25 protein-coding genes and 1 pseudogene are annotated in these 23,132 nt (G+C 44.3%); 4 read left to right on the top strand and 22 right to left on the bottom strand.

The window, feature by feature from the left end:
- Nucleotides 1-162: 162 nt before the first annotated feature.
- The 4 genes from MHH93_RS07550 to MHH93_RS07535 all read right to left on the bottom strand — a co-directional run bounded on the left by MHH93_RS07550 (nt 163) and on the right by MHH93_RS07535 (nt 4,085).
- A complete protein-coding gene (locus MHH93_RS07550) occupies nt 163-840 on the bottom strand; it encodes an ABC transporter ATP-binding protein (protein WP_500053521.1) in 678 nt (225 codons plus the stop codon).
- Nucleotides 837-1,967, bottom strand: coding sequence for an ABC transporter permease (locus MHH93_RS07545; protein WP_500053520.1), 1,131 nt, complete (start codon nt 1,965-1,967; stop codon nt 837-839). Before MHH93_RS07545 ends, MHH93_RS07550 begins: the two co-directional genes overlap by 4 nt.
- Nucleotides 1,968-2,034: 67 nt before the next feature.
- Nucleotides 2,035-3,411: a sensor histidine kinase gene (locus tag MHH93_RS07540; RefSeq protein WP_500053519.1), complete on the bottom strand. Its 1,377-nt coding sequence runs from the start codon at nt 3,409-3,411 to the stop codon at nt 2,035-2,037.
- Entirely contained in the window at nt 3,408-4,085 is a 678-nt protein-coding gene (locus MHH93_RS07535; protein ID WP_341131745.1) for a response regulator transcription factor, read from the bottom strand. Before MHH93_RS07535 ends, MHH93_RS07540 begins: the two co-directional genes overlap by 4 nt.
- Nucleotides 4,086-4,376: 291 nt before the next feature.
- Here MHH93_RS07535 and MHH93_RS07530 point away from each other — a divergent pair, with 291 nt between their 5' ends.
- Nucleotides 4,377-5,360: a cation diffusion facilitator family transporter gene (locus MHH93_RS07530; RefSeq protein WP_500053518.1), complete on the top strand. Its 984-nt coding sequence runs from the start codon at nt 4,377-4,379 to the stop codon at nt 5,358-5,360.
- A gap of 145 nt (nt 5,361-5,505) precedes the next feature.
- Here MHH93_RS07530 and MHH93_RS07525 read toward each other — a convergent pair whose 3' ends face one another.
- The 12 genes from MHH93_RS07525 to MHH93_RS07470 all read right to left on the bottom strand — a co-directional run bounded on the left by MHH93_RS07525 (nt 5,506) and on the right by MHH93_RS07470 (nt 12,322).
- The gene (locus tag MHH93_RS07525; protein WP_500053765.1) at nt 5,506-5,598 is read right to left on the bottom strand and encodes an SHOCT domain-containing protein; all 93 of its coding nucleotides are present in this window, start codon (nt 5,596-5,598) and stop codon (nt 5,506-5,508) included.
- 171 nt (nt 5,599-5,769) lie between these two features.
- Nucleotides 5,770-6,228 carry a DUF2262 domain-containing protein gene (locus MHH93_RS07520; RefSeq protein ID WP_500053517.1) on the bottom strand — a complete coding sequence of 153 codons (459 nt, stop codon included), beginning with the start codon at nt 6,226-6,228 and terminating at the stop codon, nt 5,770-5,772.
- Nucleotides 6,229-6,301: 73 nt separating this feature from the next.
- Nucleotides 6,302-6,850, bottom strand: a complete 549-nt coding sequence (locus MHH93_RS07515; RefSeq protein WP_500053516.1) for a MepB family protein — start codon at nt 6,848-6,850, stop codon at nt 6,302-6,304.
- Nucleotides 6,851-6,921: 71 nt separating this feature from the next.
- Nucleotides 6,922-7,785, bottom strand: coding sequence for a phosphotransferase (locus MHH93_RS07510; protein ID WP_500053515.1), 864 nt, complete (start codon nt 7,783-7,785; stop codon nt 6,922-6,924).
- Nucleotides 7,786-7,868: 83 nt separating this feature from the next.
- Complete coding sequence (locus MHH93_RS07505) at nt 7,869-8,342, bottom strand: NUDIX domain-containing protein (RefSeq protein ID WP_500053514.1); 474 nt, start codon at nt 8,340-8,342, stop codon at nt 7,869-7,871.
- A 20-nt stretch (nt 8,343-8,362) separates the two neighbouring features.
- Nucleotides 8,363-8,911 carry an HAD-IIIA family hydrolase gene (locus tag MHH93_RS07500; protein WP_500053513.1) on the bottom strand — a complete coding sequence of 183 codons (549 nt, stop codon included), beginning with the start codon at nt 8,909-8,911 and terminating at the stop codon, nt 8,363-8,365.
- Nucleotides 8,912-8,971: 60 nt separating this feature from the next.
- Nucleotides 8,972-9,187 (bottom strand): hypothetical protein, encoded by a 216-nt coding sequence (locus MHH93_RS07495; RefSeq protein ID WP_500053512.1) that lies wholly within the window; start codon nt 9,185-9,187, stop codon nt 8,972-8,974.
- Between the two features lie 329 nt (nt 9,188-9,516).
- On the bottom strand, nt 9,517-10,380 hold the full coding sequence (locus tag MHH93_RS07490) for a DUF4085 family protein (RefSeq protein ID WP_500053511.1): 864 nt from the start codon (nt 10,378-10,380) through the stop codon (nt 9,517-9,519).
- 27 nt (nt 10,381-10,407) lie between these two features.
- The gene (locus MHH93_RS07485; RefSeq protein ID WP_500053510.1) at nt 10,408-10,923 is read right to left on the bottom strand and encodes a hypothetical protein; all 516 of its coding nucleotides are present in this window, start codon (nt 10,921-10,923) and stop codon (nt 10,408-10,410) included.
- A gap of 59 nt (nt 10,924-10,982) precedes the next feature.
- Complete coding sequence (locus MHH93_RS07480; protein WP_500053509.1) at nt 10,983-11,372, bottom strand: hypothetical protein; 390 nt, start codon at nt 11,370-11,372, stop codon at nt 10,983-10,985.
- A gap of 60 nt (nt 11,373-11,432) precedes the next feature.
- A complete protein-coding gene (locus MHH93_RS07475) occupies nt 11,433-11,927 on the bottom strand; it encodes an NUDIX hydrolase (RefSeq protein ID WP_500053508.1) in 495 nt (164 codons plus the stop codon).
- Nucleotides 11,924-12,322, bottom strand: coding sequence for a winged helix-turn-helix transcriptional regulator (locus tag MHH93_RS07470; RefSeq protein WP_500053507.1), 399 nt, complete (start codon nt 12,320-12,322; stop codon nt 11,924-11,926). Before MHH93_RS07470 ends, MHH93_RS07475 begins: the two co-directional genes overlap by 4 nt.
- A gap of 246 nt (nt 12,323-12,568) precedes the next feature.
- Here MHH93_RS07470 and MHH93_RS07465 point away from each other — a divergent pair, with 246 nt between their 5' ends.
- On the top strand, nt 12,569-13,156 hold the full coding sequence (locus tag MHH93_RS07465) for an NAD(P)H oxidoreductase (protein ID WP_500053764.1): 588 nt from the start codon (nt 12,569-12,571) through the stop codon (nt 13,154-13,156).
- Between the two features lie 128 nt (nt 13,157-13,284).
- On the opposite strand, the gene MHH93_RS07460 is transcribed toward MHH93_RS07465, so the two are convergent.
- From MHH93_RS07460 to MHH93_RS07435, 6 genes and pseudogenes are all read right to left on the bottom strand, one after another.
- Nucleotides 13,285-13,926: a FusB/FusC family EF-G-binding protein gene (locus tag MHH93_RS07460; RefSeq protein WP_500053506.1), complete on the bottom strand. Its 642-nt coding sequence runs from the start codon at nt 13,924-13,926 to the stop codon at nt 13,285-13,287.
- Between the two features lie 297 nt (nt 13,927-14,223).
- Nucleotides 14,224-15,841 (bottom strand): annotated as a pseudogene (locus MHH93_RS07455) (xylulokinase).
- Between the two features lie 119 nt (nt 15,842-15,960).
- Complete coding sequence (locus MHH93_RS07450) at nt 15,961-16,428, bottom strand: GNAT family N-acetyltransferase (protein WP_076252701.1); 468 nt, start codon at nt 16,426-16,428, stop codon at nt 15,961-15,963.
- Nucleotides 16,429-16,471: 43 nt separating this feature from the next.
- Complete coding sequence (locus MHH93_RS07445) at nt 16,472-17,128, bottom strand: hypothetical protein (RefSeq protein WP_500053505.1); 657 nt, start codon at nt 17,126-17,128, stop codon at nt 16,472-16,474.
- Nucleotides 17,129-17,319: 191 nt separating this feature from the next.
- Nucleotides 17,320-18,192 (bottom strand): carbohydrate ABC transporter permease, encoded by an 873-nt coding sequence (locus MHH93_RS07440; protein ID WP_047842119.1) that lies wholly within the window; start codon nt 18,190-18,192, stop codon nt 17,320-17,322.
- Nucleotides 18,193-18,208: 16 nt separating this feature from the next.
- Nucleotides 18,209-19,171, bottom strand: a complete 963-nt coding sequence (locus MHH93_RS07435) for an ABC transporter permease (protein WP_370511435.1) — start codon at nt 19,169-19,171, stop codon at nt 18,209-18,211.
- A gap of 170 nt (nt 19,172-19,341) precedes the next feature.
- Between MHH93_RS07435 and MHH93_RS07430 the strand changes: the two genes are divergently transcribed.
- Both MHH93_RS07430 and MHH93_RS07425 read left to right on the top strand, forming a co-directional pair.
- Nucleotides 19,342-21,153: a sensor histidine kinase gene (locus MHH93_RS07430; RefSeq protein WP_500053504.1), complete on the top strand. Its 1,812-nt coding sequence runs from the start codon at nt 19,342-19,344 to the stop codon at nt 21,151-21,153.
- 310 nt (nt 21,154-21,463) lie between these two features.
- Nucleotides 21,464-23,074: a response regulator transcription factor gene (locus MHH93_RS07425; RefSeq protein ID WP_500053503.1), complete on the top strand. Its 1,611-nt coding sequence runs from the start codon at nt 21,464-21,466 to the stop codon at nt 23,072-23,074.
- Nucleotides 23,075-23,132: the final 58 nt, after the last annotated feature.

Here is a 23,132-nt window from a genome sequence, read left to right as displayed (position 1 = left end):
CGCACCGTTCCTCTCTATGTAAAATAAAATCTCTCATTTATATACTTCTCCCAATTATAGATGAAAATAAAGAAGGAAGGCCACCTTCCCCTTGAGGGAATACATGACCTTCTCGCCCTAAATCACATCAGATCGTTCCATGCCTGACAACTTACCTAATGTCTAATGCTGTACCAGCTTTCCCTTTTCCAAAAAAAGAACTCGGCTACAGAGTGACAAAATCCGCTCATCATGCGTAACCATCACTGCACTCTTGCCCTGCTCTTTCACGAGCCGTGCAATCATGCCGACAATATCCAGCCCGCGCTCCGCATCTAGGCTAGCTGTCGGTTCATCCGCGAGCAGGACAGCCGGATCGTTCATCAACGCCCGTGCAATGGCGACCCGCTGACGTTCCCCGCCAGACAGTTTCTCCGTATATGCCTTCCGTCGATGAGTCAATCCTACCGTATCCAACAGCTCATCCACTCGTTTCTCCGCCTTGTTTTTATCCGTTCCGGCGAGCTTCGCGACCACCATCAGTTGTTCTTCTACTTTCAGATACGGAATGAGGTTGGCACTTTGAAAAATAAAACCAAGCTGCTGAAGCCGCATATCGGATATCTCCTGTTTGCCTTTGCCCATAATAGAGGCCCCATCCAGCAGAACCTGTCCTTCCGTTGGTTCAAGAAGTGCGCCAGCAATGGACAGGAATGTACTTTTGCCAGAGCCGGAAGGTCCCATCACAGCTACAAGTTCCCCTTCGGTCACCTCAAGGTCGAGCTTATCCAGAATCGTTCGTTTGCTGCCACCATCTTCAAAGGTCTGGGTAATTCCCTGTAATACCAATCGATTTCTCATGCTGCAGTCCTCCCAATCGCATCAAGCGCATCAATTTTGGTAACCTTCCACACCGAGAACAATGAACCCGCCACAGACATGAGAATGAACAATACGCAGGTTAAGGCAAGCGTGGATAAACCTAATTGAAATGGCATTGATGCCGGCAGAATGGACTCAAACAGTCGAACCAACAGTACGCTAATGACCAGACTACCAACCGATAGAATGAATACTTGTAAAGAAACACTACCTGCCAGATAACCATTCCGCGTTCCGATCGCTTTCAATATGCCGAACTGACTTGTTTTCTGGATCGTGATGACATAGAAGAATACTGCAAGTACAAACGCTGAGATGACATATAGAAAAGCGATCATCATGAGCAACGATCCCTGCTCTTCTTTATATCCAGGAATGGCGGATACGGCATCCGACTTCGTGATGACTTCCGTATCAGGCATTGCGGCACTTAGTCCGTCTACCTGCTCACCCGCGTCCTTTACCGCAATGGCATTATATATCGGAGCATTGACACTGGTGTCGGCCGAACCTTGTGTAGTTCGTGAACCTCCTTGAAGCGTAAGCCATTCCTGTTCATTCATGAACACCACTGGGGAGTGACTGAAGGACTCATTTTGCACAAATCCACCAACGGTCCACTCCATTCCCGAAGCTTGATCGACGAGAACAGTGCCACTCGTTACGCCAGATTCAGACAGCTTATGATCTACCACAACCTGACCTTTGGTCTGATCCGTAATCGGAGTTCCTTCGGTAACCGCTGGAGCAAGCCAGCCTTCCGGATTCACCATGAACAACGTGACATCAATCTTTTTCGTGTCGCCCATTGGACTGACCGTTGTCATTTTCACACCTAGTGGCTCCGCGTTCTCTTGCCCTACCACGGAGCGAGCTTGATCAAGCTGATCCTGATCCACTTGTGACCGGGTAAACCGATGATTCGAATCCTGTTCCAGTACAAAGTGGGTTGCTGCCATATTTTTGACCGAAGCTGCGTTATCATACGCCAGCCCCTGTGCAAGACCTGTAACAAACAGTACCAGAAATGAAACCAGCACCATGATTGTAGCAATTAAGGCATACCGCCCTTTGGCATACCTCATTTCCCGAATAGCCAAGTACATGTTCTGTGACCTCCCTCTTGATAACCCAAGTATAAGAGGCGAAAATGAACGGGAAATGAATAACAGATTACATCTGCGGAAGTGTCACCGTAAAGACCGTACCTGTTGGCGAACTGGCAACCTCAATTGTACCGTCATGGATTCGGATAATTTTCTGCACAATGGCAAGTCCAAGCCCGGTTCGTCCGGAAGAACGTTCCCGCGCACGGTCCACCCGGTAAAATCGATCGAACAGGAAAGGCAGATGCTCCGCAGCAATCCCGTCCCCTGTATCCCGAATTTGAATCACACACTGGTTATCCATCTGCTCGGCATGAATCTCGATGCTTCTTCCCTGTGGCAGATGATTCACTGCATTACCCAGCAGATTCATCCAGACCTGCATGAGCAGCACTTCATTGCCAATCAGCTGGATGGATTCGGGTACCGAAATCCGAAGCAGCAGTTCTTTTTCTTCCAGTTGCCATTGCAACACCTGAACCGCTTGCCGGAATTGATCCCGCAGAGAGAACTTTACTTTGGACAAATCTTCGTTGCCTTGTTCGAGGGAGGACAGGAGCAGCAGTTGTTTACTGAGTAGGGAGAGATGACGGCTCTCCTCCTCAATGATCGATGCATAGTGCTCCCGTTCCTGTTCAGGCAGATCCCGATCTGCCACCAATTGGGCAAACCCCTGAATGGAGGTCAGTGGCGATTGAATCTCATGAGATACGTTGGATACAAACTGCTGCCGCGCCTGATCCACTCTCTCCAACTCACGACTCATAGTCATGAAATGCTGAGCCAGTTGGCCAATCTCGTCACGCCTTGTAGTAGGCAGTTTCAGATTATATTTTCCTTGGGCAATGCGCTTGGTCGCCTCGGACAGACGTTCAATCGGATTGACCAGATAACGGGTACTGATCAGAAAGAACAGAATACTAATGCCTATCGTAAATGCACCAATCAGTGCAAAAAAGATGCGCAGCTCACCAAATTGCAGGATCACATCCGGACGCATGAAGAGAGCGTAATTCGCATTACGTACCTGTAGATGAACACCTACGGTATTGCTTAATTGATTATCGAAGAAACCGGTAATGAACGGTTTACTTGGAAACTGGGCTACGCCATGGTACACCTCACCCTTCAGCACCCGTTCTACAGCTTGCTTGTCCAGGTCTTTCTCACGGAATTCGCGACCATAAAATTGGTCATTCCCCTTCCCATCCGTCACATAGATTCCATAACCGAGCGCTGCGGCATTGTTCAAATAATGCTCCATCGTACCGGGCTGCTCCTCTACAAACTGCTTCATTTGCGTGGCGATGCCCACCAGCTTCTCATCGTTGAAATCCTTAAGTTTCACATGATAATAGATGTTAGACAAAAGAAAACCAAGCATGCTGCTGACCACAATCACCGCCACCGTAATGAGGAATACCCGGACGTACAAGGTCCTCAAGGTGCTTTCACCTCCATTTTGTAACCAATGCCCCGCACCGTTTGGATCACGAAATCGTCCGTATATTCGGCAAACCGATCACGGAGTCGCTTGATATGCACATCAACAGTGCGGTCATCTCCTTCGTAATCTGCTCCCCAGACAAGTCGAATGAGTTCATCACGAGAGAACAAACGTCCTGGAAACTGAGCAAGCTGTGAGAGTAATTCAAATTCCTTCATTGGTAAAAAGAGAATGGATTGCCCGTCCGTAACCTCCACATTGTTCCGGTCGATCACGATCCGGTTCATACGGATGATATCACTGGACGTGCGATGGTAGCGGCGAAATAATGCCTTTACCCGGTAAACCAGTTCTTCGGGTTCAAACGGCTTGGTCACATACTCATCCGTTCCTTTCAGATAACCGTCTCTCTTGTCAGATAGCTGATCTCGTGCCGTCAGCAACATAATTGGAATGTCGTAATGCTGCCGAATGTAATCACATAACTCCAATCCGTCCATACCTGGCATCATGACATCGAGAATCGCCAGATCGATCGGCGTTTCTTGCATCAGTTTCACTGCTTCCAGTCCATCCTGTGCTTCATGAACCCGATAGCCTTCCTTGGTCATGACATGCCTGAGGAGTGCTCTAATATTCGCATCATCGTCTGCCAGCAGCAGATGTTTCATATCGTTGTCCGCCCTTCTATGTAACAGATACATCTCACTTAGATTCTGCACAGATGGTAGCATAAAAGCAATCTCATTCGCCAGCACATGCATGGAGATACGCTGGACATGTTTATATTTCCTTAAATCTGGTTGACACTACTATGAGGCACAACTATAATAAAAGCATAACATATGAACAAACGCTCATATATTCATTTGTTAGTGAGTAACCATTGCTAAAGCTTTATTTATAGCCATACAAGAAATCATATTACATAACGGAGCCTCGCTCCAAAGGAGAGGATTTATATGTCTGGACATCAACACAGTCATAACCATGGGCACGATCATGGACACAACCACGCTCACACCACCAATAACAAAAAAGTATTGTTGTTTTCCTTCATTATTATTACCGTCTATATGATCGTTGAAGCCTTTGGCGGATTCATTACCAACAGTCTCGCACTTATTTCGGATGCAGGCCATATGTTATCAGATTCCATTGCGCTCGGAATCGCTTTGCTGGCGTTCACGTTTGGTGAAAAAGCCGTGAATACAGGCAAAACGTACGGATACAGAAGATTTGAAATTCTGGCTGCCACGTTAAACGGAATCACGTTAATCGCCATTGCGCTCTACATTTTCTACGAAGCCATTGGTCGATTCATTAACCCGCCAGAAGTTGCAACCGTAGGCATGCTAATTATCAGCGTCATTGGACTGCTCGTCAATATTCTGGTGGCTTGGATCATGATGCGTGGTAGTGATACGGAGAATAATTTGAATATGCGCGGTGCTTATCTGCATGTTATCAGTGATATGCTCGGATCGGTTGGAGCCATTGCGGCGGCCTTGCTGATGATGTTCTTCGGCTGGGGTTGGGCCGATCCACTGGCGAGTGTCATTGTCGCGGCACTGGTATTGCGTAGTGGGTTCTATGTCACCAAATCATCTCTGCATATCTTGATGGAAGGTACTCCGGCCAATGTGGATGTGAATGAGCTGGTGCAGACCATCAAACAAGTGGACGGCGTCAAAGGCGTTCATGATGTGCATGTCTGGTCCATTACCAGTAACCTGAATGCACTGACCGCACATATCGTGGTGGATGGAACGATGGATGTCTATGCATCCGAGATCCTGGTTCAGAAGATTGAACACATGCTGGAGCATAAAGAGATCAAACATGTGACGCTCCAAGTGGAGTCCGAGAAACATCTGCATGATACCTCGGTACTATGTACCGTCAAAGGCGACGCACCAGATGCTCACGCACATCATCACCATTGAGATGGTATAACATTATAGTTGTTTCTAAATGAAAAGAGGGCAGATCCCCCGGTGAAGGGAACGCCCTGTTTTTATTTGCCTAAGTTCAGCTTTTTGGTATGAGTAGAAAATGAATAGCCTTTACCTTATAGCAGCGAGCTTTGGACTACTTGTATCTGGAGAGTAACTTCTCTTTCTTTTGATCGAATTCATATTCCGATATGATATTTTTCTCTTTTAATTCACCCAACTGTAGCAGTTGTTCATGCTACTTCCGCACCATCTTGCGAACCATCTAAAAAAAAGACTATTAATAAAAAATTAAGTACGAACCCAATAAGACTGACGATCGATAATGCTTTCAATGAATTTATTCCTCCTACTTGTTATGTATGTTTTTATTCAACACCAGGAAAGGTCGGTCCGAAGACTAAACATCTGCATCAATTAAACTATAGTCATGGTCAAATTTTGCATGAATCCGATGTCCACCAAATAAATCTCCATCTGAACATTCACAGTATATATGGTCCACTCGTAATTCAATGTCTAGCAACGTTATGACTCTTTCAAAGTCTTCTGTGCTTACATCATATTTCCCAGCATCTACATCATCCCAATTTAAATTCTCATCATCTTCATCGTATTCAGGCCAAAAATCATTTTTATAAACAATTAAATGCTGTGCGATCTGTGTCTTAGCCCTTTTTTCAAATTCATCAAACTGACAGAATAGTTTTTCTGCTCTACTCATCAATGCATCTACATTAGTGCTTTCATTCTCAAGCTTTAAACTGTAATATATTTTCCCTTCAGTATGTTCATAGGAGTTAAATTCTTCATTGTACATAAAAGAGCCTATTATTTTACTTCTAATTATCTTTTCCATAGATGTTTACCTTTCTCTTAAGTGTATCAAATTCAATATTCCATCTCCATAATCTTACCTCACCAATATCCTATTACCTATAAAGTACCCGAGCTTGATCACAGTTCAACGGTTCGGTGAAAGGTACTTTCAAGAAGTATTCCAGCTGCCACTGCTGCGTTTTTTGAGCCTGCTTACTTGTTGGATTGTCCCAAGGCGGATATACACGTATGGCGCGTTTGCCACCTTTGCCATGATCCGATACGATATCTCGCGCTAACAATACATGCTTCGGAAATACAAATTGACCAAAGTGGCCACCTGTGCGCGCACTAATGACATACATATCTGCTGGATCTGATCCATCATATGGCCGTGTCAATCCATCCTCACTCCGCTGCCACAGAGTAACGAATTGTCCAATCTTGGTTGGCGTGCTTTTGGCGACGCGAAATCGAATGGAGAGAGAATCTAAGGTGAACACATACGCCCCATATTCAGCATTCTGTGCTTCTTCGTGTGGTTGTGAGCAGATAAAGCCACACTTGTCATAGATCAGTTCTTTACTGGTAACTAAGTCGCCATGAAGTATATCAGGAGTAGTCCAAATATTCGGACTGTTCAAACTACTTTTGCTATCCAACTTGTGATATCTCTCCTGTCTTATATAGTCTGAACTAAGGCATTTACGATAGCTGTTAAAACTTTGCTAGATCAAAGTTCCTCACATAATCGCTTCCATTCCTGCCATGCCTTCAAGTATTCAGGCAGATCATCCGGATGATGCTTGTTACTCAGCCCAATTCGGCAATAGAGATGAACCAGAGCTTCCTCGATCAATCTGGATTTGTCCATATCCACTTGCTCTAACAGATCGAACGCAGCAAATAAGGTTTCGGTGTTGATATCATCTGGCGAAGAGCTAAACGCATACAAGAAATCATAGAGGATAGGCCCAACCATTGGAGAGGGATCAATAACGCCGATGAGTTCATTTTGATCGTATACAAAATTATGAACCCCCGTATCGCCATGCAAAAGAAACTTAATCTCTTGCTCTTGAAACAGACAATCCACTTTGGATTGAACCAGATCATAATCACCTGTCGTTAAAATACTTCCGATGTTGATCTTGGCTTCTTGAATGCTAATCTGATTGAATTCTTTCCATGTCCTCTGTGGGAACTCCATCCTGCCCCATGATTTCGTCTCTGTAGAACGCACATATGTATTGAACAGCTCGTTCACCAGACGAGTTAACCAGTCTCTTTTCTGCCCTCGGTTGATATGGGTTGTACCTTCCATATAGGAGTAAATTAGATACGTGTTGTCCGGATCAGTCAACAAAACTTCAGGCAATAACGAAGAATTCTTATACGTGTCCAAAAACTGCTGGGCAATGTGAATCTGTTCAGGTTCATCTGATTTTAAAATATAGTGCTTATTCACACTTGTACTCAACCGATAAACACGTCCAGCAGTGGTACCTGACAAATGTTGAATTTCAGATATTTCTTCGTTGATATGATGCATCTTGAATAAGTTATTGATCTCATCTATCGTTGGATTGATTAACATATAGTTCTCCTCATATAACTAGGATCTTGATTTATTTGGTAAACATAAAGTGAGGTTAGATTCCAGTTGCACAGTGGGTTGAGTTATCTTTCAAAATGTGCCCATTCTTCTTGATTGGAACTAAAAATATAATCTGGATAGTGGTTTGCCATGGGTGGAAGCTGATCCTCGGGGAAAAACTGCAAATCCTTCATCTCTTCATTATCGGACGTGAGTTGACCCGACTTGATCCCGCATTCAAATACAATAGTCAAATATTCGACCTGATGACCGTTACTGTATGTAAAGCGTCTTGCTTCACCTCCGTATACTCCGATAATCTTCTCGGGTTCAACGACCAGACCTGTCTCTTCCAGTGCCTCTCTCACCATCGCTTGCGCCGGTTCCTCACCAAGCTCAATTGCTCCAGCAATTAACCCCCAGGTTGATTCGTTATGTTTACGACCGAACAGGATCTCTCCTTGTTCATTTCGGATAATTCCAGCGACACCTGGCATAAAAATAAGCTCGTTGCCGATCTTTCCCCTGAGGTTTTTGTAATAGTCTGACATGCCCATACACAGTTACCTCCTGTCTTTTATTCTCTGAATTCCTTTCCATGAATGATCCATTGTACGGCATCCCAAATATCTTCTGCGATATAATCAGGTTTGGTCTCCGCCCATTTGTCTCTGAATTTCGTTAATGAAGACTCTCCCCAGCCTGTTCTCACCATGATCTTAGTCGCTCCTACGGCATGGGCAGCAAGCATGTCTGTATCTCCCACATCTCCAATAACGATGCATTTGGATAAATCCAGACCGTGTTCCTCGGAAGCTTGCAGTAACATTCCGGGTTTCGGCTTTCGGCAACTGCATTCTTGCTCATGTGGACATATATAGGATTGATCGAATCCATACTCGCGAAATTGCGCTTCAAAATCCTGAACACTTGCTTCTCCACGTGAGATTCGATATTGATTCGTAAACGCCAGTACCCTAATTCCTTCTCTTTTCAAACGCATAATGGCTTCTTGAGCATTGGGGTATAATCTGAAATCTCTTGGATGAATAAAATGACCTGTACCACCGATGGTTCCATCTCTGTCTATAAAAACAGCTTGTACATTCCCATTTGCTTTCATCATGGTCTGTTCCTTTCCGAGAACATATTATTGTATCTCTCGCCTCGATCTAAAATCGTTTCCCTATACTTTCTCGTCAAAAATATGCTTGCTGTCAGCTTGCTGCTTATGGTGTTGCTGTTTTTTGATTTCAGTTTTAAGATAGTGCACTTCTTTGATGAGTAGATCCAGCTTTTGGGATGTTTTGGATGAATCTATGGCATAACGAATGATTGCCGCAAAGATAAGAACTACAATAATACTTATAAGTGGTACGATTAAAGCCCAGAATAACTCCATATTGTTGTTCAACTCCTTGCTGTCAAAAAACTAAATTGTAAAACTCTTCTGAAAACCAAAACCATATAAACCCCAGGATCACCATAATGGTGCCTAGGACTTTCAATATTATTTCGATATGTTTAGGGATATCACTATGAGGTGGGTTATCTTCGAACTCCCAATTCGGTTTAATTCCTCGATATCTCATCAGAACAAATATTTTGTATAGAAAATCGGGAAAGAAGTAAAACGCAATTCCTATGAAGAATACGGGAATTGATAAATAACCAAAGGTACTGGTGTCCCATTCTATCTCTATTTCCTTCATCCTCCTCTTGGGCTCTCTCTCATTCTTCTTCTACAAGAATGTCAGCACAACGAACAATTAGCTCAGGCATATTCTCTCCATCAAATAGAACATGAAGCTCATATCCATTATCGATCCGATACAGCTCTTGATACAACCAGTAAGTGCCTATAATCCCAACGTCTTGCTTGATGATTTCGGGTGCAACCAGCGTAAGTTTGTTTATATTGGTGAAGCCCCCGCGGGTGTCAAAACGAATGAGCACTTCATCACCTGTCAGTAGTTCTGTTACCGTACAATCATGAAACTGAACCCGGTTACGAATTTCATCGGAAATACCCTGCGCTATAATAACTTCCCGGTACTCATTCGATACACGCTCCATCTCTCTCCTATTTTCTGCACTCAGTTTCTTTAGCTGTGGCATAACCTCTTTCGTACAGTAGCCCAACGTAAACACACGGATATCCGCAATCTGTTCAACGATTTCTTTGGTTAAACGCTCTTTATGGTAATTGCACTCCCATTCTAGGTTGCTTTTAAACTCTTCCTTGTAACTCGACTCGTCAAAAGGAGGCCGTATATCATAATCTGCGATTAATTTCTCAATTCGCTCTCTTTCCTCAGCAGGCATCTGATATACTTTTTTATCATCTTCCGATATTTCATTCCCACTAATAAACTTTTCGGCAGGTACTAAAACATGGCCATTTTGCTCCAGCAAAAAACGAGGATCTGTATTGTACATCTCACGCTGAAGCTCTATATACTCTTTTTCTTTTCTTTTATACCGCCGTAGGAAAAGTGCTTCGTTTAACTCGGAAGTTCCTCTATGTACCCTCATCCCAAAATGAAGCCCTGTTCGTTGACACAGCTCATACCATTCTTTCGTTAAATATCTCATATGCACCTCTCCTGCTGATTTTAGAATCTACTTTGCGATTGAAGCGTAAAGCTTTTTAATTTGTGACGAGAATCTAGCTGCACCTGGAATATGTGTGCGTTTAAAAAACGCTGTTAATTGTTTAGGATGGTTTTTGACCATATCATATTCAATGATGGTGTTAGCGATAACAGATCTCGTAAAACCTAATACCTCGACCACTTCAGATCGATCTCCTGCCTCAAGCTCCTCGCCTTCTGGAAACTCTCCATCTGGATCATCTTCCAATTGTTCACTGAATGTTAATCGAGCTAGAACATAGGACATGATGTGGTCCTTGTCTACGTCCAGCTGCTCCATGATCCACTGTATACACTCTTCTTCGGTTGGAGCCGAAACACCAAAACCCTCTAGTACATATTTCCGTTCTTTAAATGAGTCCATCAGCAACGATGCTTCAAAACTGGCATGCTCGACAAATTGGACCTGAGGTTTAAGCTGAATGATTTCCGCTGTTACCTGTTTATACCAATCACTCGTTAGAAACTGCTCTATGGTTTGCATTACTACGCCTCCCCTATCTTCAGCCTTAACAATTCCTTATACTCAACAGACGCACGGGTCTACGCCAAGGTTTGAAAAAATCTGTGTTTTATTTCTTTGTCGTTTCGCGCCGCCCATTCATGCACAGCTTCTACCCCTGCGGACTCCTGGCCTCTTTGAAAATAAAAACATAGATCCATCGGCACCAACCGTTTACCATAGAGTTTGATGCCAATCCGTCTGTAATTCACATAAATACACTCAATCTGAGATGCATCATATCTCTGATGTTTCGTAGAAATCACATGATCGCTTGCCAGCGTAATACTGGGTTTAGTGAAAAAAAACCGCCAGATCAGGAAAACGATATAAACCAGAATATAGGTCAATAGAGCGATCAGGGAGTACTTCCAAATCCCATTTTTATCGTAAATACCATCCTTGAGGAGTATTGCTTCAATGACCAACATACATAGTAGGCTCAACCATGCTCTTGGATAAATCGTCTTGTATGTGATGAGTTCCACCTCCTAATCATTCTCTTCATGAATTCGAAGCCACTTGGAAGGGGCTTTTCTGGCAAAATGCTTTTCAACAAAATGCAAAATGTCATCAATTCCGGGCAATGCCGCATTGTCTTTGGCTTCGTCAAACGTCATCCATTGGTACTCGGTATGTTCATGATTTAACCGGACAGGCTGGCTTTCATCCACGTATCCTACAAATACGGGCGCGGTATAGATATACTCCTCCTTGGGTGAATAATATTGTTCAAATTGATTGGCAGAATACAACCGGACTTTCGTAATGCCTGTTTCCTCGTAAACTTCTCTCAGTGCAGCTTCCCATGCCTTCTCGCCCTTCTCTATCCCGCCGCCAACATAACACCATTCATTATGCAACATACGACCCGCCCGCTTTAGCATCAGTACACGGTATTGATCGAGGCTCTTCTTCAACAGAACTACAGCCACGCCTTCACATCGAATGGGCACTGCCTGTTTCGCGTGCTCCGCACCATTCATCTTCCCGACCCCTTCTCTTCGGAATCAAAGTCCTCCAAAACTTTAAATTTATCCCCGTAGATTTTGTCGAGATGATCTTCTCCCCAATAACACAGATAGTCAAGCGCAGGCTTGAGTCCCCAGCCGTAGTCCGTTAACTCATACTCCACTTTGGGTGGAACCTCCGAATATACCTTGCGCTGCACAATCTCGTCCTGTTCCAGACCTCTGAGCTGTGTTGTCAGCATCTTCTGCGTAATGTCGGGTATCAATCGTCGAAGCTCTGACGTGCGTTTACGTCCGGTCATCAAGTGATAAATAATCAAAGGCTTCCACTTCCCACCCATCACTTCCAAAGCAGCTTCCACGCCTACTTTATATTTCTTTGGAGCACTTGTTTCTCCATGTTCCGTCATTTTTGAACCCCTCCATAATCAGGCTGTATCCAAGGTGAAATTATAATCTTCTTGCTGCTCTTTTTTCTATTATTAAGCTCATTTTGAGGCATCTATTTAGGGTACTTTAATGTTCCTATGGCACTTCATTCTTCCTATAGAACAACAAAGTGCGTACTTCCAGATGTTCTCATACCTGTTTATAATAGCATCAGCCATTGATTTATGGCTACAAGACCGCAATCCAGAAAGGTAGTGAAAGATAAGATGAACGTACTCGTTGTAGTATCCCACCCGCGTAAAGATTCGTTGACCTTCCAGGTAGCTGAACGTTTTGCAAAAGGGCTTACCGAGGCTGGTCACGGTTATGAAATATTGGATTTGCATGGAATTGGATTCGACCCGATTCTTCGTGAGATGGATGAACCAGACTATACCCAAGAGAATCAAGTGTTCTCACCTGAGGTTGAAACCGAGATGGAGCGTTTGAAGAAACACGATGCTGTGGCTTTTGTGTTTCCTCTCTGGTGGTGGCATCTGCCAGCCATGTTGAAAGGTTATGTAGATCGTGTCATGAACAACGGATTTGCCTATGGCGCGAATAAGCTCCCTCATCAGCAGATATTGTGGATCGCTCTTTCGGGTGTGACGGAAGAACAGGTGCAGAAGCGCAACTATGGTCAATCGATCGCCAACCTGCTCAATGTGGGGATTGCCGATTATTGCGGCGTGTCCCAATCGAGAGTTGAGTTTTTATATGAAACGTTGGAATCCAAGCCTGAGCATTATGAGGCATTGCTGAACCATGCACATCACTTGGGACTGAACTATGCCAACGATATTCCGACTCCATGATCGTATGAGAAAAAAGGGATGACCCGAATATGTATTCTGAAGTTTTGTGGTACGTTCAATGGCGAATCACAACGCTTGAACACGCAAAAAGGTCGCTCCGAAGAGCGACCCTGCTTGTGTGTCTTGCATTATTTTACTGTCGAGAGAAGAAACTTCTCCAGCATAGTGATATCAGTGATGCTATGGTTGCAAGCTGTGTTATCCATGCATACATACTGGGCAACGGAAGAAATATTATCCGGCGTATGGCTCTTGGTCTTCACGTTGAAGAATCCGAGCTCCTGATGACGATGACAGAACATGCAGTACCCTTTCTTGTTCGTAGCTGTAAGCCGTCCCTCAATACCGAGCAATTTGCCCTCATGCGGGTACACGATGAACAGACGATTGGTTGCAATGTCGGTCCATCTCAGGTAGGTTGTACGTGCGTAATCGATGGATTCGAGATCAGGCATTTTGAGCTTCTTCGCCTTCGGGTACAGCTTCTGAATCTGCTTCGCGGATACTTGTGGAAACGGAATCAGATATGCTTCCAGCTGGTTTAGATACGTCTGCAACTCATGTATCGTCTCATACGTGGATAACTGCTCCAGCAATTGCTTTTGTTCCGGCGTCAGTTCATTGAAGATGCTCACCGCATTGGTGCCGACCGTATAACGGACGGTTTCCAATACTTTGAGATCTACAACAGAGCGTAGCGTTTTCAGCAGGAAATCAGCTTGTTTTTGAATATAATTAAATTGATGATTTTGAATAAATGGTGTTTGCATGGCTTTCAGCCCCTTATATTTATTAAGAAAATAAAGTAAGGTGCAAAGCCTGCGGGATGTAACATTATGTTGATGTTGATTCCAGGGCAAACAATCTCATTTTGTCGCGCCCTACACAAAGTCCGCCCCTATTCAGGCTTTGCATAAGGCTTTCTAGCGAACGAGCAATCCGGCATCATCCATATTGCCACGTCATAACCCCCAATACGATAGATATATCGGAATTATAACAGGGCAGCATAGTGTAGGCAACGGGCTTCGATCCAATTTCCTCTTTTCAAGAAATATAATTACATCTTAGGCTTTCTTCCCATTTTCCACGAAATGATCTATTGCTGACTGCTCAATGGCCAGCCCTTCCGTGTAACGCTCCATGAACAAGGCAAATCCATTCACATCCGTGCTATTTGGAGAAACCTCTTGTCCTTCTGTATCAATAAACACCTTAGTAGTAAGGTACTCCGCTAAACCCTCGTGCTGCTGCTTATTAACCATGTAGGAAGCCAAAATAGCCATTCCCCATGCGCCGCCTTCACCAGCGGTAGACATGACCGACACGGGAATATTCAGTGCGGATGCGCACATTTTTTGAGCGACTCGTGGGGTTTTGAACAATCCGCCATGCGCCCAAATGTGCTCAATCGTTACGTGCTCCTTCTGTGTAAGAATATCCAGCCCAAGCCTTAGTGCAGCAAACGCAGCAAACAGATGGACTCTCATAAAGTTTGCCAGATTGAAGCGGCTCTCTGGAGAACGTACGAACAACGGACGACCTTTTGCAATTCCTGTAATGTTCTCGCCCGAATAGTAGCCATAGCTCAGTAAGCCACCGCCATCAGCGTCAGCTTTCAGCGCTTCATTGAACAAGACGCTGAATAACTGATTCATATCAGGCTTCTGTCCCATCGCCTCATAAAACTCACGGAACAAGTCGACCCAGGCATTAATATCGCTGGAGCAGTTATTCGCAAGAACCATAGCCACAGGATTGCCTTCAGGTGTAGTCACGATGTCAATCTCAGGGTATACCGTAGACAGGTTTTTATCTAATACAATCATGGCAAAAATCGATGTACCTACGGAAATGTTACCCGTACGTTTTTGAACACTATTCGTAGCGACCATGCCTGTTCCAGCATCGCCTTCCGGAGGGCACAGTGGAATATTGGATTCCAAGTTACCTGATGGATCTAACAGTCGTGCACCAGCTTCACTAAGATATCCGGCATGTTCACCGGCAGTGTACACTTTAGGTAAAATATCTTTAAGATGCCACGGGTAGCTTTTGTCGGCAATTAAATCGTCAAACTTTTTTACCATTTCTTCATGATATCCCAGTGTGGATTCATCAATTGGGAACATACCGGAGGCATCCCCTATACCTATAGCTTTACTGCCAGTCAACAGCCGATGTATGTAACCTGATAGTGTCGTAATATAATTGATGTTCGTAACATGCTCTTCTCCGTTCAAAATCGCTTGATACAAATGTGCGATGCTCCAGCGCTCTGGAATTTTAAACTGGAATTTCTCGGTTAGCTCTGATGCAGCCTTCCCCGTTGTGGCATTGCGCCATGTACGAAACGGAACCAATAACTCCCCTGTTTGATCAAGTGCAATGTAACCCTGCATCATAGCAGAACATCCGATCGAGCCAATTTTTTGTATCGTTACACCATAATTTTTTTTCAATCTCTTGCTTTAATTGATGATAGGTTTGTTGCAACCCATGAATCATTTCATCCATATGGTAAGTCCAGTAACCGCCAATCAATTGATTTTCCCACTCATAACTGCTGGAACAGATGGTATTAAAATGGTGATCAATAAGTACAGCTTTGATTCGTGTGGATCCAAATTCAATGCCTAGCGAAGTTTCTCCCCTGACTATTGCTTGTTTCAAGATTTGATCCATCATCGTATTCATCCTCTCTGAATTTGGAATCCACCTGATTCGGGAATAGTTGAGTTGAATAGCCAAATCAAGGTGTGAGTTTCATGAAGCAAGAGCAGGATTGGAGCTGTAACGGACAATCACAAGGTTAATACCGCCTGTACTTCGCCACATGCCAATATTTCACCGGTTTGAATAAAGCCAAGAGAGTCATAAATTTTCTTCGCAACTACATTTTCAGGTTTGTAGGTGAGTTCTACAACTTTGGCTTTTCCTCGTGGAAAAGTCCTCGCATACTCAATTGCTTTTACTACCATTTCTTTACCATATCCCTTACCTTGGTATCGCTGGTCAATCATCATCTTAAAGATGCCATAACTGCTATAATCAAAATTTCCATCCCCGTCATCATAGTACATCGAAATAAAACCTACCATATTGTCTTCCTTATAGACTGCAAAAGTAATAATAATCTGCCCCTCATCTGAGGCAACGTACGCTTCAGCAAGTGCATGTTGGTTCGAGGATATAAATCTTTGTTGGTCTGGAGTGACTTTAAGTTCAATACATTCGATAAAATTATCCCAAGTTATTCTTCTAAATTCCATTTTGAATTCCCTCCTGCACTTATTATCATTACTATTTTCTTCTCTATCTCACTGCACTCGTAAAACTCGCTTTAAAAATAAGATCATACACATTCGTGTAAGAATCGTAATACTCAAGTGCCTGTTTTCTCTCTTCGTAAAACGACTTCAACCTCTCTTTGTCTCCAGTATCGACATAAGCGATTAACTCACGACTTGCTTTTTTGTATGCTTCTACACTTCGTCTCGCAGATCCAAAATCAAAGGAATTATAGTCTAGCACGGGAGTAAAGTTCTCCGGTCGGATTCCCGCATTTGATTCAGCTTCCGCTATGAACTCGTGTAATTTCGAGAAATCTACCGGCTCTTCCAGCAGCACATTGCCCAAAATGTGAACCACTTCCTGATCCATCTTGTTGAATCGCGTTGTAAAGACATGATTAAACACATGCATCTCCATCAAATTTCTGGTGTACAGAAAATAGCTATTAACCAAATGCAGCGTAGAGTTTTTATACTCTACCGAGAATCTCGCACCTCGAAGAATATTAGCCGGGATATATACTCGGCCGTCTATCATTTTTGCTTCAGCTCCTGCCTGTGTTTGGAGTTCCTTTTCATTAAAAATCACGCTGATTTTCTTAGGTGCACTTGAAACGGTATGAGCCATGGAGCAGCTTAATAACGTTACAGCAAGTGTCAACATCATCATCTTTTTCACTATGTACAACTCCTCGATAGGAATAATCAGGATATACTTGCATTTCATTTTTCTTACTGTACCATTTTATTCAAATAAAGGTAATACACTACATATGCGCAACGTTCTTTTTCCACAAAAAGAAGCCACCTCCCTGGCCTTCCCCAGTTCAGTGACTCCATTTTGCAATCCTATTCATTTCCTACATTCAACTACTCTTTAACAGCTCCAACCACAATCCCCGTTACAAAATAACGTTGCAGGAACGGATACACAAGCAGGATCGGCAGCGCACTGATAAAGATCTGCGAAGCCCGAATGGTCCGTTGGGACAGATTCTTCACCGCTTCTGGATCAAGCTTCGACATGTCGGCCTGCACGATGATCGTCTGCATGAATGTAGCGAGTGGCAGCTTTTCCGCATCACGGATGTAGATGATCCCGTCAAAATATGCGTTCCAATGCCCAACCATCATGAAGAGCGAAACCGTTGCAATAACCGGTACGGAGACAGGCAGATAGATTTTGATAAATGTCTGCAAGTGCCCTGCGCCATCGATAAATGCAGCTTCCTCCAGATCCTTCGGAACGGTACGGAAGAAATTGAGCAGCAGAATGATGTTAAACACCGCAACCAATCCTGGCAGGATCAAGGCCAGCAATGTGTTCATAAGTCCCAGCTTCAGAATCAGGATATATCCCGGAATGAGGCCACCGCTGAACAGCATCGTGATGACAAAATACCACAGATAGATGTTACGTGCGCGGAACACCCGCGTCTCTTTGGAAAGCGCATAGGCTGCAAGCGTATTAACAATTAACGCAAGTCCAGTACCGAGTACCGTCCGCTCCACAGATACCCATAAGGAGGAGAGGAAGTTTGTATTGGCAAATGTCTTCGCATACGCCTCCAGTGTGAATCCAATCGGCCAAAATGTTACGAGACCCGCATTTGCAGGTGCAGATGCGCTAAGTGATACCATGAGTAAGTGATACAAAGGCAGCAAGCAGAGCAGTGAAAGGATGGTCAGGAACACATTGTTGAATATGCTGAATATGCGGTAAGGCATCGTTTTATGATACATTCATTTGTCATCCTTTCTAGAAAATTCGATATCCGGCGAATCGGTAAGCCAGTCGGTACGAGATCACAATCAGGATCAGGCTGATGACCGATTTGAACAGATTCACAGCGGTAGCGAAACTGAACTGCCCACTAAGCAGACCTTCTCTATACACAAACGTATCGATAATATCTCCTTGTTGGTAAATTAACGGACTATATAAGTTAAAGATTTGGTCAAAGTTGGCGTTGAGTACATTACCCAGTGCCAGTGTTGCGATTACGATCCCAATGGGAATCAGTGCCGGGATGGTAATATACATCGTTTGCTTCCAGCGTCCTGCTCCATCCACTTCAGCTGCTTCATAGAGTGCAGGGTTAATGCCGGACAGTGCCGCGAGGAAGATGATTGTGTTGAATCCAAACTCTTTCCAGACATCACTCGCTATAATCGTGAACCGGAACCAGCTTCCATCCCCCAGGAAGAAGATCGGCTTGATACCAAATACGGAAACCAGGAACTGATTGACAATACCCGTCTGGGCCAGAATGTCGATCAGAATGCCTGATAGCGTAACCCAAGACAGAAAGTGAGGAAGATACACGAGCGTTTGAATCGTTCTTTTCAGCGCCATCTTCCGTACCTCGTTAAGCAATAAGGCAAAGATAAACGGAATGATCAGATTCATGACGATCTTCGTACAGGCAAAAAATAGCGTGTTCCACGTAATTTGCAGGAAATAATCATTTTCCCACATATACCTGAAGTGCTTCAGTCCTACCCATTCGGAATTGAAAAATCCCAGTGCAGGTTTATAATCTTGAAATGCCATCAAAATCCCGGACATCGGAATGTATGAAAATATAAAGACCATAATAGCCGCCGGCAACACCATGAAGTGCAGAATCCATGGCTGTTTGTAGCGTTTTTTTCTCTTTTTATCCAGCTTGTTCCCAACGTTTGCCTGCGGGATCCGCTTACCCTCCAATTTAGCCTCCATAGCGCTTCTCCTGTTCCCAAAAAAAGTTTTTGTGTGTGATCGGGTTCTCTGATATAAATAGTATCAAGCCGTTCTGAGGTCTGACTATATAACATTGTTAGGCTTGATAGTGTTTTGTTAGGGTATCATCGGAAGAGGTTGTTTACACACGAATTAGAAGGAGACTTTTCATGCATATATGGAAGCGCTTAATGCCTTTTCAAGGTACTACCAGATCCCGATTCAGTCTTTTTGCCAAAATAAACTTGTTAATTGTGGTCTTGTTCATCCCCATTCTGATCATGTACACCTACTCGAATAACGTCACCTATGATGTCGTCAGCAAAGAACTGCAGATCTCCAACACCAAACAGCTCACGTTTCTGTCCAGTCAGATCGACTCCCGCATCAATCAGATGATGGATTTCAGCCTGATTCTCTCCCGAGATCCCAATGTCAGAGCATTCAACGGCCTCAACATGTGGGATGATCGATATGACCGGATGCAGACCCGTTATGTGATACAAGAGAAGATGACGCTGCAAACCGGCGTTACGGATATATGGCCCACCCGATATGCGGTGTATTCACAGCAGAATAAGGATGTCATCGCCAACTACAACCAAACGACAGGATATGATGAAGCGTATTTGAAAAAAAATATGAGTGGACGATGGACCTATGGGGATCAGGGAGCCGCATCACAGGACGAACTAAATTCCTTCTATTGGTTTTATACCGATTCCTTGGCACAGCCGGGGATGCTTACGGGAAGTAATCTCGTGATTGAAGCCAGCTTCAGTTATGAGAATATTCAAAATATGCTGGATACGTATAAAGCGGGCGGACAAGGCGATCCTTTCTTGTATCACAAAGGAAATTCCCCCATTCTCAATCGCAGCGCGGACAAGCAATTATCCGCAGAACTCATTCAGTATCTGGATACGCATTCCCCAGAAGATACTACCCAAGATGTCGTGAAGCTGAACGGGAAGAAATATCTGGTTAGCTCTGTGAAGTCCACTTATCTGGATTGGCATCTGGTGGACGTGATCCCGTTGTATCAGATTTTGAAACCCATCTCGCTGAGTCAGAATCTATTCTACACTTGTATGATATTGCTGCTGGTGGTAGGCATCTCTGCGTCAATCCTGCTGTACCGGAATGTGCAATATCCGATCAAACAGCTGATCAAAGGCTTACGCCGCGTAGAGCAAGGGGATTATTCTGTCCGACTGCATAGCAAAAACCAGAATGAGTTCTCATTCCTGTTCCGCCGATTCAACGATATGTCCCATCAGATTCAGGATCTGATCGAGAATGTATTCCATGAGAAAATTAGAGCCAGGGAAGCTACGCTGAAGCAATTACAAGCGCAGATCAATCCGCATTTCCTATATAATTGTCTTGGTTATATCATTAACATGGCCCAGATGAAGGACGAGCAAGCCGTCGTCTCCATGGCGCATAACCTAAGTGCGTATTATCGCTACACCACCCGTATGGAACGGGAGACGTCGTCGCTACAAGAAGAGATCAAGCTGCTGATCAACTATCTGGATATCCAGAAGCTGCGCAATGGTCGCATTGAGTATCACATTGATATCCCTGAGGATATGCTCTCCCAGTCGGTACCGCGATTAATGCTTCAACCGATGGTTGAGAATTCCGTGATTCACGGCGTGGCGAAGTCGTATTCATCCGGGGAAATCCGAATTACCGGGGAGCGCTTGAATGGTTTTGGCAGAATATACATCGACGACGATGGTCCTGGCTTAAGCCCAGAACAGTACGAAGCGCTGAACTTGAAGATGCAAGAACCATTACAGGAAGAAATGGGCTGCGGCCTTTGGAATACGCATCAACGAATCACGCACCTGTTCGGTAGTCATTCCTACCTCCTATTCGGCCCATCCCCACTTGGCGGGTTCCGAACCGAAATCATCTGGGAGATACCAAAAGAGGACACAAATTCCGATAAAGGAAATACCGATACAAATTGATACGTTATTAACGATAAGTTGACTATTTGATTTTGAACGAACCATTTACACATGAACATTTATATAAGGCCTTGTTTAAAATAAATGATTAGATTTTACGTGAACTCAAGCGAAGGATTGAAGGGATTCTGGAGAAGCGAAGCGTTCGCCTTTCAAGCACCATTTTAACCATCCAATCTTCCAATTCAGAAAATGGGGCTTGAACAGCGATCGAAAGAACCCTTCAAATCCGTAGCGATTTTGTTCACTTCACGTATCCTTTGATTTTGATTATTGGCCTTATATACCAACCACCAAGGGAGACATTATAATGCAAATGATGATCGTAGACGATGAAGCACACTGGGTCGATAACCTGTCCATGACCAAGCCATGGCACACGCTGGGAATCGAACATGTGCATAAAGCATACTCGGCACACGAAGCACTACAAATGATCGACACCCACCCCATCGATATCGTGATCTCGGACATCCAGATGCCGGAAATGACAGGCATTGAACTGATCGAACGCATCCGTATCCGGGACAAAAAAATAAAATGCATCCTGTTATCCGGGTATTCCGAATTTGATTACGCCAAAAAAGCCATCCAATTCGAGGCCGTAGACTATCTGCTCAAGCCGCCCACAGACGATGAATTAATGGGTGCTGTCCAGAAGTCCATCGATCAATTGAACAATGAATGGGAACTTGTCAGTTCATTGACACGAACGCAGTTTACGTTGCGAGAGAATCTCCCCCATTTGCGGGGACGATTGCTCCTAGGGGCTTTACAGGGACAACGAATCGCCGCTGCGGAATGGGATCGGAAGCTCGCCAATTACGACCTGCCCTTTCACACCGGGGATGCCGCATTAATGTTGGTTCGTTTGGAAGAAGAATTCGGACACTATGACAGCAATGATCAGACCCTGATCGAATATGCGATTATCAATATGGCGGAAGAGATTATGGGTGAGTTTATGGAAGTGTGGGGCGTCAAGGAGGAGCACGGATATCTGGTGTTTTTGCTTCAGTTGAAAGATCGGAAAGGCGATATTGGCAAAGAAACCATTCTGGAGAAGCTGTCCATTCAGCTCCAATCCAAAGTAAAACAGTTTCTGAAAGGCTCCCTCTCCATCGTTATCACCGAGTGGTTCACCTTTCCGGATCAGCTTTACGATCGTTTCCGTCAGGCTTCCGCCTATTTCCGGCAGATCGTTGGCGATGAACGCGAATTCGTCATGCGTGTCAGCGATGTAGAGACACCTGCGGCACAAGTTCCCTTGGACGTGCTGTACACCCCGCCAACGTTTATTAGTCTGCTAGAGAGCGGACAGTGGGATGCCGCCGAAGAGAAAATCCTCGCGGTCTGCGCTGAGCTGGATGAAAAATGGTCGGAATCATGGGAGCACTGCATGGAGGCTGGTTTTCTCATTACGGCTTCATTTACCAATATTGCCCACCGGAACAAGCTGACTCTGACCACTTTAATGGGAAATGATGTTGAGGATTTGCAAAGTGGAGAAGTTTTCGCTACCATCAGCAAATTGCGAAAATGGTCGCTCAGTGTGCTGGGCAAACTCAAGGAAGGCACGTCCAACGAGATCAAGGACATCCGTTCCGAGTATGTGAAGAAGATTCAGGATTTTACAGATAAGAACTTGCATCTGGATGTGTCATTACGTGTGCTCGCTGACCATGTCAATCTGCACCCGACACATTTGTCCAAGATCTATAAGATCGAAACGGGCGAAGGCATCAGTGATTATATCTCGCGCCTGCGTATGGATCGAGCCTGTCACAAGCTGGTGACGACCACCAAAAAAGTATATGAAATCAGCATGGAGATTGGCTATATGGACCCGGCTTATTTTATCAAAGTGTTCAAACGCCAGTTTGGCGTTACGCCGCAGGAATACAGAGACCAGCATAAATAACATGACAGAAATCCGTCCTTTTGGAACATTCACTAATAGAGTCCTATCGAAACTAACA

This window comes from Priestia sp. FSL H7-0729 (assembly GCF_038005685.1).
In the GTDB taxonomy this organism is placed as follows: Bacteria; Bacillota; Bacilli; order Paenibacillales; family Paenibacillaceae; genus Paenibacillus.
This window is presented reverse-complemented; position numbering and strand designations above follow the sequence as displayed.

What these genes read in the sequence shown, in the direction of transcription:
- MHH93_RS07550 (WP_500053521.1), bottom strand. Translation starts at nt 840, where the DNA reads ATGAGAAATCGATTGGTATTACAGGGAATTACCCAGACCTTTGAAGAT.
- MHH93_RS07545 (WP_500053520.1), bottom strand. Translation starts at nt 1,967, where the DNA reads ATGTACTTGGCTATTCGGGAAATGAGGTATGCCAAAGGGCGGTATGCC.
- MHH93_RS07535 (WP_341131745.1), bottom strand. Translation starts at nt 4,085, where the DNA reads ATGAAACATCTGCTGCTGGCAGACGATGATGCGAATATTAGAGCACTC.
- MHH93_RS07530 (WP_500053518.1), top strand. Translation starts at nt 4,377, where the DNA reads ATGTCTGGACATCAACACAGTCATAACCATGGGCACGATCATGGACAC.
- MHH93_RS07520 (WP_500053517.1), bottom strand. Translation starts at nt 6,228, where the DNA reads ATGGAAAAGATAATTAGAAGTAAAATAATAGGCTCTTTTATGTACAAT.
- MHH93_RS07510 (WP_500053515.1), bottom strand. Translation starts at nt 7,785, where the DNA reads ATGTTAATCAATCCAACGATAGATGAGATCAATAACTTATTCAAGATG.
- MHH93_RS07505 (WP_500053514.1), bottom strand. Translation starts at nt 8,342, where the DNA reads ATGGGCATGTCAGACTATTACAAAAACCTCAGGGGAAAGATCGGCAAC.
- MHH93_RS07500 (WP_500053513.1), bottom strand. Translation starts at nt 8,911, where the DNA reads ATGATGAAAGCAAATGGGAATGTACAAGCTGTTTTTATAGACAGAGAT.
- MHH93_RS07495 (WP_500053512.1), bottom strand. Translation starts at nt 9,187, where the DNA reads ATGGAGTTATTCTGGGCTTTAATCGTACCACTTATAAGTATTATTGTA.
- MHH93_RS07490 (WP_500053511.1), bottom strand. Translation starts at nt 10,380, where the DNA reads ATGAGATATTTAACGAAAGAATGGTATGAGCTGTGTCAACGAACAGGG.
- MHH93_RS07485 (WP_500053510.1), bottom strand. Translation starts at nt 10,923, where the DNA reads ATGCAAACCATAGAGCAGTTTCTAACGAGTGATTGGTATAAACAGGTA.
- MHH93_RS07480 (WP_500053509.1), bottom strand. Translation starts at nt 11,372, where the DNA reads ATGTTGGTCATTGAAGCAATACTCCTCAAGGATGGTATTTACGATAAA.
- MHH93_RS07475 (WP_500053508.1), bottom strand. Translation starts at nt 11,927, where the DNA reads ATGAATGGTGCGGAGCACGCGAAACAGGCAGTGCCCATTCGATGTGAA.
- MHH93_RS07470 (WP_500053507.1), bottom strand. Translation starts at nt 12,322, where the DNA reads ATGACGGAACATGGAGAAACAAGTGCTCCAAAGAAATATAAAGTAGGC.
- MHH93_RS07465 (WP_500053764.1), top strand. Translation starts at nt 12,569, where the DNA reads ATGAACGTACTCGTTGTAGTATCCCACCCGCGTAAAGATTCGTTGACC.
- MHH93_RS07460 (WP_500053506.1), bottom strand. Translation starts at nt 13,926, where the DNA reads ATGCAAACACCATTTATTCAAAATCATCAATTTAATTATATTCAAAAA.
- MHH93_RS07450 (WP_076252701.1), bottom strand. Translation starts at nt 16,428, where the DNA reads ATGGAATTTAGAAGAATAACTTGGGATAATTTTATCGAATGTATTGAA.
- MHH93_RS07440 (WP_047842119.1), bottom strand. Translation starts at nt 18,192, where the DNA reads ATGTATCATAAAACGATGCCTTACCGCATATTCAGCATATTCAACAAT.
- MHH93_RS07435 (WP_370511435.1), bottom strand. Translation starts at nt 19,171, where the DNA reads ATGGAGGCTAAATTGGAGGGTAAGCGGATCCCGCAGGCAAACGTTGGG.
- MHH93_RS07430 (WP_500053504.1), top strand. Translation starts at nt 19,342, where the DNA reads ATGCATATATGGAAGCGCTTAATGCCTTTTCAAGGTACTACCAGATCC.
- MHH93_RS07425 (WP_500053503.1), top strand. Translation starts at nt 21,464, where the DNA reads ATGCAAATGATGATCGTAGACGATGAAGCACACTGGGTCGATAACCTG.